Consider the following 8,994-nt stretch of genomic DNA (forward strand, 5'->3'; position numbering starts at 1 on the left):
GGACGGGCGCGAGCTTCGCCGGCGTCGGCTTGACGGGCGCGGGCTTGGCCGGCGTCGGCTTGACGGGGGTCTCCGGAGTGGACGGGGACTGCTTGGGGCTCAGCCTGTCCTGTGCGGGGGCGATCCGATACTGCGCGTCATCCACCCGGCTCTGGGCCGGGACCTGGTAATCCGCCGGCACGACCCGAGTCCCGTCCTGCGGGATCGTGTACGAAGCCGGGGCCTTCTTGGTCGGAGCGAGCGGCTTGTGCGCGGCCGGAGCCTGCTGCGACGGCGCGGGCGCCGGGGCCTGGCCGCCCGGTGGGGTCGCGCCTGTCGGTGGGGTCAGCCCGCCCGGCAAGCCGGGGGTGAGGCCGCCGCCGCCCGGCAGTCCGCCGAGGCCGCCGTCCTGACCGCCGCCCGCCTGCTGGCCGCTCTGCAGCACCGGGCGGATGTAGAGCTTGGCGGTGGTGGCCAGCGACTTGGCCTGCTCGCCGTTCTGGCCCGGGACCGTGATCACCAGGTTCTGGCCGTCGATGACCACCTGGGACCCGGACACACCGAGCCCGTTCACCCGGGACTCGATGATCTGCTGGGCCTGTTTGAGGCTGTCCTGACTCGGCTTGCTGCCGTCCGGTGTGCGCGCGGTCAGCGTCACCTGCGTGCCGCCCTGCAGATCGATGCCGAGTTTGGCCGCGGCGCTCTTCGTGCCGGTGAAGAACACCAGGCCGTAGATCACGATCAGCAGCAGCGCGTAGACGCCGAGCAGCCGCAGCGGATGCCCCGTTCCCTTGGAAGGTGAGGGTGGCACAGTTCTTGTCTCCTGAACGGTGTCGATCTGGGCGGTATGGACGGGCGGTGACGTGCCGGGCTCGCGTGCCGGCCGGTAACGCTTGTGTGCCGGGACAGTATCGCTTACGTATCCGACAAAACCTGGCGGGTGCCGGGCGAGGGCGAGGGCGCGCTGTAGCGGGCGTCAGGTGTCCCGGGTGTCAGGCCACGCCCGGACACCGAGATCTCGCCGACCTGCCCGAGGCACACCACAGCGCCATCACACATCGCGCGCGGCGGTTATCGGGCGCGGCGGTGTGCGACGGCGCGGACGCCTCAGTCCTTACTCAGCCGGGCGTTGGTGTCCTCGACGGACTCCTCGGCGGAGGCGCCGTTGACGGTCTTCGCGCCGTTGACGCCGTTGGTCGAGGCCTCGACGTCGTGCGACTCGGCATTCGGGGCGTCGGACTCCGGCGCGTCGTGCGCCTCGGCGTCGGTCTCCGGAGCCACTTCGTGCGATTCGGCGGCGGCATCGTCGGTGCGGACCTCACGGACCGCGGCGCGCAGCCAGGTGGTCACGACGTCCTCGGCGATCTCGATGTCGACCGTGGTCTCGTCGAGATCCACCACGGTGCCGAGCATGCCCGAAGTGGTGGTGACCCGGTCGCCGACCTTGATGTTCTGCTGCAAGGAAGCGGTGTTGTTGGCCTCACGCTTCTGCCGGCGCACGCCGAGGAACATGGGCACCAACAGGGCTACCAAAAGCAGGGGAAACAGCAGTTGCGACATTTTTGTAGTCGGTCCCTCGGTCTGTCGATGGGGTAGGTGGAAGCCGTCCGGCGGGACGCCGATCAGCCAGGGTAATACCTCAGTCTGCCATTACCCGAGGATCGCCGCTTGCCCGGTGGGTCCTGCTCGCCCCTGGACCGCGATCAGTCCGGGGGTTTCCGGGGCAGTCGCAACTCGACCGTCCAGCCTCCGTCGCCCGCGGGCTCGGCCAGCAATGTGCCGCCGAGCAGCGCCGCGCGTTCGCGCATGCCGACCAGGCCAACGCCGGTCCCACCGGCGAGATCGGTGCGCGGGGCGTGGGCCGACGGGCCGTTGTGCACCCGCAGCGCGACGCGCTCGGGGGTGAAGGTCAGGTCCATGGTGCGCGGCGCGCCGGGCGCGTATTTGGTCGCGTTGGTCAGCGCCTCCTGCGCCACGCGAACGATCGTGTGCGACGCCTCGGGCCCGATCTCACCGGCCTCGCCGGTCGTGTCGAACTCGACCGTGTCGTCCTCGGCCAGGCGGCGCAGCGTGTCCGGCACGGGCAGGGTCTGCTCGCGCAGCGCGTGCACCGCGTTGCGGGCCTCGCCGATACTGCTCACGGCCAGGGCACGCGCCCGATGCACGGCCGCGATCGCCTCGTCGTTGCGGCCGCCCTCGTACATACCGTCGGCCAGATCCAATTGCAGCGCGATACCGGAGAGCGAATGCCCGAGGACGTCGTGGATCTCGCGGGCGATGCGGGCGCGTTCGAGCAGCGCGGCCTCGCGGGCCTCGGATTCGCCGGCGCGCTGGGCCTGCTCGGCGGCACGATGCGCGTTCCAGAGCGACTCGCGCCGGTCACGATGGGAGATGCCCATCAGCACCGGCAGGCCGACGGCGAGCGCCACCCACCACGGCCACTGCTGGGCCGTGGGTGCGAGCACCTCGCACACCCGGGTCGCGATCGCCGCGACGATCGCACCGCCGCCCGCGATCGCGACGGCGGCGGCACGCGAAGCGAGTTTGCCGCCCGCCGCGGCAGCCGCGGCGAACGGGAGGAATGCCGCGGTCGAGGTCGCATGCGCCAGCGGCATCATCAGCACCCCGGACAGCATGTAGAGGCTCAGAACGAGCACATGCAGCCGTGGGCGCCGAGCGATCCACGGCAGCAGGGCCAGGATCCCGCCGATCACCGCGGCGACGAACAACCACAGCGCCACGGTCGGGTACAGGATTCGGACATTGGACCACGACGTCACGGTCCCGACGATCGCGGTCAGGATGAGCAGGACCTGGAACCCGTCCTCGCGGGAGATCCCGGCATGCGGCAGCGCCCACCGGTCGGCGGGTACGTCCCGTTCCACGGTCGTCATGCGGTCTGCCCTTCGGATCGGCGGTGCTTCAAGGAAAATACGCCTCACCTGCCGTCGAGGGCATACACCGGGCGCGGTAACTATGGGTGGAGAACCGTCTCCACCCAGGGCACGGGTCTCCACCCGCGCACACGACGCTCGGCGCACACCGGGCATCCTGGGCGGCCGGATTGCGTCTTTCGCACTGCCCGAACGGATTCCACCGTAGGAAACAGACCGGTCGCCCGCGGACGCCGTTTCGGGGCAAGCCCGTTCGCCAATCCAATTATGTTGCGCTACTGTAAATCTCGCAGGGAACGATCGTCACAGGACATCCCGACGGCGCGGCCGGGGACCCTGTCACACGCAGGCACTCATCGTGTTCGAGGCTGCGCCGTGCCGTCCTGCGCATCCCTCCCGAGAAGACTCCCGAGAAGAGACGACGATGGCGCATGAGGCCGGGACCTCCGACACCCGAGATGTGGCCAGGATCGATGTCACCACCCGCTTCCGGGAGGCTACGGGAGATCTACCGGTCCTGGAGGAATCGGCGGAGCTGGGCTGCCGGGCGACCGACGAGCCGTGGTTCGAGACGTCTGTGCCCGGGGCCCGCGGATCCGGTTACCGGGAGTGGTCACTGCGCGGCGGCACCGCCCGGGTGTATCTGGCCGAGGGGCACGACGCCCCGGTGCGCCCGTTTCTGTTCGCCGACGGGTTGGGCTACGGCCCAAGCGATCTCGACCGCCTGTTCGATCGGCTCGACGCGCCCTATTCCCCCGCCGGGGAGCGGTTCCTCGAGCGCCTGCTGATCGCCGGGGTGGACGTCGTCCTCATCGGATTCGCCGGGCGCCACAACTTCATCCAGGTCAACGCGGGTGTGGTCGAGGACTGCATCGACCGGGTGATCGCCGAACGGGACGGGCACGCGCCGCTGGTCGTCGGCGGGATCGGCGTGGGCGGCATCATCACCCGATACGCCCTGGCGCGCATGGAGAACGAGGGGCGTACACACGAGACCGGGATCTACCTATCGGTCGACAGCCCGCACAACGGGGCCTGGATTCCGCTGATCCTGCAGCACATGGCCTACTTCTTCGAACGGTTCGACCGCCCCGGACAGGCCGGGCTGTTGCGCAGTCCGGCGGCCCAGCAGACGCTCTGGGCGTGGGTGCCCGACGCGCGGTATTCCGGCCCGGTGGCCACCGCCTCGTCGCTGCGCGCGGAATTCCTGCGGGAACTGCGTGCGCTGGGCGAATTTCCGCGGCGGCCGATCAAGCTGGGCGTGGCCAACGGGCGCGGCGACGGGGTAGGGTCCGCGCACATCGCCCCGGGAGGCATCGCCTTCCAGCACTACGGTCCCCGCGACGGCGCCGGCGTCCGGTTTCAATCGGACCACGGTGTGCTCACCTCGATCGGCGACCTGCGTTTCCTGCTCGAACAGCACACCTGCCGTACCAGCGGGGTGCCGCCGCTGGACGGCGCGCCGGGCGGCCGCCTGGACTTCTTCGGCCAAGCGGCCGACACGCTCGACGCCGCAATCGATCCCACGCTGCGAGACGGATGTTTCGTCCCATCGGTCAGCGCCGTCGCGCTGGACTACGACCCCGTCGTCTGGGACGTGAACCCGCACCGGAGCCTGCGCGGGCTGCCGGCCCATGAGTCCTGGCTCGACGAATTCTGTTGCAATAACGTCGATTCCGAACACGCGACAATGACGCAGACCCTTGCCGAGTGGATTCTGGCCCGCATCGCCAAATAACGGGCCCAGCGTTGCGCCGTCGGCGCGGATCCAGCCCGAGCGCGTCCGCAGGGCAGGCTGCCGCGCTGGATGCTCAGGCGGTGGCGTACGTGTAGTCCTCCAACGGGAAGCTCACCGCCTCGCGGTGGGCGTTGAGGGTGCTGGTCGGGCGCAGCAGCGCGGCCTCGCCGTGCTGGTTGAAGTAGTAGCTGTGCGCCGTCGAGCACTGGCCCTCGTAGAACACCGACGAGCCCAGCTTCTCGGTGACGCGGTCCAGGAATTCGGTATTGGCCCGCTCGGTCACCTCGAACACCTGCGCGTCGCGGCGGAACATCTCACCGAACAGCCGGCCCATATGCTTCATCTGCGCCTCGATGGTGGTGAAGTAGGACAGGCCGCTGTACGAGTAGGGGCTGTTGAGGCTCAGGAAGTTCGGGAACTTGGGCACGGTGATGCCCTCGTACGCCTGGAATCGGTTGTCCCGCCAGAACTTTCCGAGGTTCACTCCGTCGCGGCCGATGATCTCGATCGCCGGGAAGTTCACGTCCCAGAGATTGAAACCGGTTGCCAGGATCAGCGTGTCGATCTCGGTCTTGTGACCGTCGGCGGTGACGATGCCGTCGGGTTCGATCCGCTCGATGGAATTGGTCTCCAGGCGCACATTCGGGCGGTTGAACGTACGGAAGTAGGTGTTCGAGAATGTAGGGCGCTTACAGCCGAAATCGTAATGGGGCGTGAGCTTGCGGCGGGTGTCCGCGTCGCGCACCTGGGCCCGCAGATGCACCTTGGCCAGCACGCCCGCACCCCGATTGAGCGGCTTGGCCTCGCGGTAATGCAGCACACCGATGACCATCAGCGCCTCGAGCATGGTGGTGTTCACCAGCCGAGCGGCCTTCTGGGTGAGTGGCACCCGGTCGAACACCTTCTGCACGGCGGGCGGGATCGCCACATCGATCTTCGGCACCACCCAGATCGGGGTGCGCTGGAACACGGTGAGTTCGGCGGCCTTTCGCGCGACCTCGGGCACCAGCTGCACCGCCGTCGCGCCGGTGCCGATGACCGCAGCGCGGCGTCCGGTCAGGTCGTAGCCGTCGTCCCAGGCGGTGGTGTGGATGATCTTGCCCGCGAACGTGTCGATGCCCGGGAACGGCGGGGTGTACGGCTGGGACAGGAATCCGGTGGCGGTGGCCAGGTAGCGCGCGGTCAGCACCTCGCCGCCCTGGATCGTCACCACCCACCGGTGATGTTCGGCATCCCAGCGCGCCCCCTCCACCACGGTGTCGAAGCGCATCCGGCGGCGCAGATCGTATTTGTCGGCGACGTGCTCGGCGTACCGTTTGAGCTCCGCACCCGGCGCGAACAGACGCGACCAGTGTGGATTCGGCTCGAACGAATACGAGTAGGTCACCGAGGCGATATCCACCGCCAGGCCCGGGTACCGGTTCACATGCCAGGTCCCGCCCAGGTCGCTCTCGCGCTCGAGGATGACGAAATCCCGCAGGCCGAGCCGGTCGAGTTCGATCCCCGCACCCATTCCGCCGAACCCGGCTCCGACTACCACCGCATCGTAGTGAGGCGCCACACCGAACCTCCTGTTACTTTAAGTACCTGATACAGCATGACACAGTATCCTCGGTTGTAGCTATCCGCCGATGGCCCACTCGCGCCGAACCTTCATTGTGCCCCGGACAGCCCGCCCGAGCAGGTGGTAAGAAAGACGAGTGATTCCCGAGGAGTTGCGACAGGTCTGCTTTGCCCGGGCGCCCCTGGGGCGCCACGGCTACGACGCGAGCGAGGTCGACGCCTTTCGTGAGCGGATCGCCCAGGCGTTCGGCGGCCGGTCGGCGCTCAGTGCCGTCGAGATCCGCGAGCACGAATTCGCCGACGCCTCGTTCGGGCACCGCGGGTACGACCGCGATGAGGTGGACGAATTCCTCGATCGCGCCTGCGTGGAACTGGAATTCGCGCGGCGCGCCGTGCGGCGCCGTCCGCGCGAAATCCAGCTGACGCCGCACGATGTACAGCATCTGCGGTTCTCGGCCCCACCGACCGGTCACGCCGGATACGACGCCGACGAGGTCGACGTCTTCCTGGACCGGGTGGCGGGCGCCCTCGCGCACATCGGCCCGGGGGCCCTGCGCAGCCAGGACGTCCACACCGTCAACTTCGGTCTGGCCCATACCGGTACCGCGGCCTACTTCATCGACGAGGTGGACGCCTTCCTGGATGTCGTAGCGCACACGCTGGCCGCCGGGGAAGCCTCGCACACCTGATCAGTACGGAATCGCCGCATTCGCCGCAACCCATGCCTTCTCGGCGTCGGTGCCCGCCCCGGGCGGCCACCGGCCCTCGATCATCCACAGATCGCGTGGGCTCTCCTCGATCTGAAATTCCCAGTGCAGACCGCGATCTCGGGTATACGGGACGAGAACCACGTTGAGGCTCTCGGTCATTCGCTTGCGACGGTCCGGCTCGTCGATGTGGCGGGCCAGATGGGAGACGGTGATGCGCACGGTGTCTTCGGCGGGTTTGCCGCCGACGTAGAAATCGGACGCCGGAACCTCGTGGAACAGCACGACCACGTAGAACTCCGGCAGGCCGGCCTTCGCGTAGTACTTCGTGATGTCGGCGGCGAAATCCTGCTTGTCCTGTGCGGAGTAGGCGCCCACGGGGTGATGGATGTGCCACAGCGGCATGATGGATCCTCTCGTATCAGCCGAGCTTGATTTCCAGGCCCTCGACCGGGCCCGACAGTGCCGCCTTCAAACCCCTGGTGACCTCGTCCACCAGCACCTCGGTCTCCCCCTTCTCCAGCCCGTCGGCCAGGGCCTGCGCGACGACCTCCGGCCTGATCTTGTCGACGGTCAGTCGCTCGATCATCTCGGTGTCGGCGAATCCGAGATGCACGCCGACGACCTGCGTATGCTGCGCGGCGAGCTCCATTCGCAGGGAGTTCGTCAGCGACCAGAACGCCGCCTTCGACGCGCCGTAGGCCGCGAACCCGGCGCCCCATGACAGCACCGAATGGATGTCCACCAGCGCCCCGCCGCCGTTGGCCGCCAGGATCGGCGCGAATGCCTGCGCGATCCGCAGCGGGCCGAAGACATTGGTGTCGAATGTCGCTGCGACATCGGCTATTTCGGATTGCAGCAGCGGCGCCGGGTATACCACGCCCGCGTTGTTGATCACGATGGTCACATCGGTGGCCCGGGCCGCGACGGCGGCCACGGAATCCGGATCGGTGACCTCCAGGGCGAGCGGCACGATCCGAGGATCATCGCCGGCGACCGGACGACGCGCCGTCACGTACACCTTGGCCGCGCCGCGCCGCAGCAGTTCCTCGGTGAACGCCTTGCCCAAACCGCGCTGGCCACCGGTGACCAGGACGGTCGCTCCTTCGATATCAGTCATATTTAGATTATTGCCATCATCTATCTGGATGCGCAAGACTGGATGTGCCGCCCCCATAGCGCGGCAACCGAACGAGAGGACCAGACATGCCGCGAGCATCCCGAGCCCAGGCGCAGGCGCATCGTGAGGAGGTCGTCACCGCGGCGGCGGCCATGGTGCGCCGCGACGGCGTCGACGGGATGACCGTGCCGCAGGTGATGGCCGCGGCCGGACTCACCCACGGCGGCTTCTACCGGCACTTCACCTCCAAGGACGACCTGGTCGCCCAGGCGTGCGCGGCGGCCTGCGCGGAGAAGGAAATGGAACGCGAGCAGATTCTCGCGGCCGCCCCCGACGAGCACAGCGCGCGGCGGACGTTCATCGCGCGCTACCTGTCCCCCATACATCGCGATACGCCGTCCCAGGGGTGCGGCCTGGCCGCGCTGGCCGCTGACGTCGCGCGCGCCGAGCCGGACGCACCCGTTCGCGAGGTGTACCTCGACGGGTTGCGGGCCATGATCGACGACCTGAGCCGGCTGGACGGCCGCGAACCGCTCGTCGAGACCGCCCTGCTGGCGGGTGCGCTGATGTTGGCACGGGCCGCCGCGGGTGATCCGCTCTCCGATCGAATCCTGACCGCGGCCAAGGACTTTCTGCTCGACGAGTGAGTCGTGCGTCACGGGCGGTCCCATGGGGCTGCGGACGTAGGCGCGATTACGCGCACAGGCGTAGGCGCGACGGTGCGATCTCGGCCTACGCTGGGGTTCAGCGTGGTTGTCCTCCCGTGAGGTGGTTGGTATGAACGATTCGAATCCGGTGCCGTTCGGGTCGCCTGCCGTGCGCATCGGCACGGCCGAGCGCGAGCAGGCGGCCGCCGCACTCGGTGAGCACTTCGCGGCGGGCCGGCTCGAGGTCGACGAGTACGACGACCGAGTCGGGCGTGCCTACACCGCCAAGACGAACGCCGATCTGGCCGCGCTGTTCAGCGACCTGCCGCGCCCCGCGCCGCCGCCC

Annotated in this window: 9 protein-coding genes and 1 pseudogene; 4 read left to right on the plus strand and 6 right to left on the minus strand. The window is 68.6% G+C overall.

Going from position 1 to position 8,994, the window contains the following annotated elements; all coding sequences use genetic code 11:
• The 3 genes and pseudogenes from JZ791_RS42460 to JZ791_RS42470 form a co-directional block, all read right to left on the minus strand.
• Positions 1–790, minus strand: a pseudogene (locus JZ791_RS42460) (protein translocase subunit SecD); the annotation flags it as partial.
• 296 nt (positions 791–1,086) lie between these two features.
• Complete coding sequence (yajC, locus tag JZ791_RS42465) at positions 1,087–1,539, minus strand: preprotein translocase subunit YajC (protein ID WP_216903361.1); 453 nt, start codon at positions 1,537–1,539, stop codon at positions 1,087–1,089.
• A 143-nt stretch (positions 1,540–1,682) separates the two neighbouring features.
• Positions 1,683–2,873, minus strand: coding sequence for a sensor histidine kinase (locus JZ791_RS42470; RefSeq protein WP_216903363.1), 1,191 nt, complete (start codon positions 2,871–2,873; stop codon positions 1,683–1,685).
• A 424-nt stretch (positions 2,874–3,297) separates the two neighbouring features.
• Here JZ791_RS42470 and JZ791_RS42475 point away from each other — a divergent pair, with 424 nt between their 5' ends.
• Entirely contained in the window at positions 3,298–4,611 is a 1,314-nt protein-coding gene (locus JZ791_RS42475) for a hypothetical protein (protein WP_216903365.1), read from the plus strand.
• 73 nt (positions 4,612–4,684) lie between these two features.
• Here JZ791_RS42475 and JZ791_RS42480 read toward each other — a convergent pair whose 3' ends face one another.
• Complete coding sequence (locus tag JZ791_RS42480; protein WP_216903367.1) at positions 4,685–6,172, minus strand: flavin-containing monooxygenase; 1,488 nt, start codon at positions 6,170–6,172, stop codon at positions 4,685–4,687.
• Between the two features lie 139 nt (positions 6,173–6,311).
• On the opposite strand from JZ791_RS42480, the gene JZ791_RS42485 reads away from it, so the two are divergent.
• On the plus strand, positions 6,312–6,863 hold the full coding sequence (locus JZ791_RS42485) for a DivIVA domain-containing protein (protein ID WP_216903369.1): 552 nt from the start codon (positions 6,312–6,314) through the stop codon (positions 6,861–6,863).
• Here the strand turns inward: JZ791_RS42485 and JZ791_RS42490 are convergent, their stop codons facing one another.
• Both JZ791_RS42490 and JZ791_RS42495 read right to left on the minus strand, forming a co-directional pair.
• Complete coding sequence (locus JZ791_RS42490; RefSeq protein WP_216903371.1) at positions 6,864–7,286, minus strand: tautomerase family protein; 423 nt, start codon at positions 7,284–7,286, stop codon at positions 6,864–6,866.
• A gap of 16 nt (positions 7,287–7,302) precedes the next feature.
• Positions 7,303–8,001, minus strand: coding sequence for an SDR family oxidoreductase (locus tag JZ791_RS42495; protein ID WP_216903374.1), 699 nt, complete (start codon positions 7,999–8,001; stop codon positions 7,303–7,305).
• Between the two features lie 86 nt (positions 8,002–8,087).
• On the opposite strand from JZ791_RS42495, the gene JZ791_RS42500 reads away from it, so the two are divergent.
• Both JZ791_RS42500 and JZ791_RS42505 read left to right on the plus strand, forming a co-directional pair.
• Positions 8,088–8,648: a TetR/AcrR family transcriptional regulator gene (locus JZ791_RS42500; protein WP_216903376.1), complete on the plus strand. Its 561-nt coding sequence runs from the start codon at positions 8,088–8,090 to the stop codon at positions 8,646–8,648.
• A 130-nt stretch (positions 8,649–8,778) separates the two neighbouring features.
• Positions 8,779–8,994 (plus strand): DUF1707 SHOCT-like domain-containing protein (locus JZ791_RS42505; protein WP_216903377.1); only part of this gene is annotated, 216 nt, incomplete at its 3' end.

It is taken from the genome of Nocardia alni (assembly GCF_019038435.1).
GTDB lineage: Bacteria > Actinomycetota > Actinomycetes > Mycobacteriales > Mycobacteriaceae > Nocardia > Nocardia alni.

Coding starts and splice junctions, on each gene's coding strand:
- yajC (WP_216903361.1), bottom strand. CDS start 1,539: ATGTCGCAACTGCTGTTTCCCCTGCTTTTGGTAGCCCTGTTGGTGCCC.
- JZ791_RS42470 (WP_216903363.1), bottom strand. CDS start 2,873: ATGACGACCGTGGAACGGGACGTACCCGCCGACCGGTGGGCGCTGCCG.
- JZ791_RS42475 (WP_216903365.1), top strand. CDS start 3,298: ATGGCGCATGAGGCCGGGACCTCCGACACCCGAGATGTGGCCAGGATC.
- JZ791_RS42490 (WP_216903371.1), bottom strand. CDS start 7,286: ATGCCGCTGTGGCACATCCATCACCCCGTGGGCGCCTACTCCGCACAG.
- JZ791_RS42495 (WP_216903374.1), bottom strand. CDS start 8,001: ATGACTGATATCGAAGGAGCGACCGTCCTGGTCACCGGTGGCCAGCGC.
- JZ791_RS42500 (WP_216903376.1), top strand. CDS start 8,088: ATGCCGCGAGCATCCCGAGCCCAGGCGCAGGCGCATCGTGAGGAGGTC.